Genomic DNA, 346 nt, shown 5'->3' with positions numbered 1-346 from the left:
GGCCGTAAATAACAGCTCGTATTGGTCTCGCTGTTGGTCTAGCTCTTGCCAGGCCAAGTTGTCTTGCTCGCTGATGTGGTAGCCACTGACTAGTTTTTTGTTAATGTAATGCAGTTGCGTTAGCTGCGATAAATCAATCTGACTCATACCGGGTCATTACTCTCATTAGTGGGCTCGCTGGCGGCAACGAAGGGATACAAGGTAAAGCGCTTGCCAGCGAAGGTCTTTTGTTCTGGGTGGGTATCTTGCTCGAGTGCTAAGCTCGCATCGTTAATAAGCTTTTGATACAGATAAAGTAGCTCATCGGCTTCTAGTTCTGGGTAGGAGCCACTGAGTACATCGATAA

1 protein-coding gene and 1 pseudogene are annotated in these 346 nt (G+C 47.4%); both read right to left on the bottom strand.

What is annotated here, in order from left to right; all coding sequences use genetic code 11:
- A partial coding sequence (locus CWB98_RS24750; protein ID WP_432765902.1) for a condensin complex protein MksE occupies nucleotides 1-147 on the bottom strand: 147 nt, incomplete at its 3' end.
- A pseudogene (locus CWB98_RS24150) lies at nucleotides 144-346 on the bottom strand (hypothetical protein); the annotation flags it as partial. The pseudogene CWB98_RS24150 and the gene CWB98_RS24750, both read right to left, overlap by 4 nt.

This window comes from Pseudoalteromonas rubra (assembly GCF_005887115.1).
GTDB classification, from domain to species: domain Bacteria; phylum Pseudomonadota; class Gammaproteobacteria; order Enterobacterales; family Alteromonadaceae; genus Pseudoalteromonas; species Pseudoalteromonas rubra_F.
The sequence above is the reverse complement of the archived record's forward strand: the minus strand, read 5'-3'. Positions and strand labels throughout refer to the sequence as shown.